Here is a 489-nt window from a genome sequence, read left to right as displayed (position 1 = left end):
GCTCATGTTAATATCGTTAGTTGATGAGATGAATTCCCAAGTCCAACTTGAGTGGGTCGCTCGCTACAACAGCCAGAGCAACGGCAGCGATTATGCAAGAGCTATGGCGATTGACTCGATGGGGAATGTGTATGTATTGGGAGCCGATGCCGATGATCCGCCTGGACCGCTAGTGTTAAAATACAACTCAAGTGGACAACTTGTATGGAAGAGGAAACTTACCACCATTTCACAGCTCCTTTACTCTGGTGGCAGGGAAATATCAGTTGATAAAGAAGGTAATGTTTTAATTGGCGGAGTAGTTGGTAAAGATTACTTTATTATTAAGTACGACTTAAACGGTTTAGAACAGTGGGTAAGAAGACATACAGGTACCGCAGGTGGACGTAGCGAATTATTTGACATCTCAGTTTACAAAGATTCGGGAAGTATGATCACTGCAGAGCAAGGACCTGTTGCCACTGGGTATGTAAAAAATATTGGTACAAA

At 42.9% G+C, this 489-nt stretch carries 1 protein-coding gene; it reads left to right on the top strand.

Annotated elements, in window-relative coordinates; translation table 11 throughout:
- Positions 1–28 precede the first annotated feature (28 nt).
- Positions 29–489, top strand: a 461-nt coding sequence (locus QME58_14395; GenBank protein MDI6805002.1) for a hypothetical protein, incomplete at its 3' end; no start/stop codon positions are given.

Source organism: Bacteroidota bacterium (genome assembly GCA_030017895.1).
GTDB lineage: Bacteria > Bacteroidota > Ignavibacteria > UBA10030 > BY39 > JASEGV01.
This window is presented reverse-complemented; position numbering and strand designations above follow the sequence as displayed.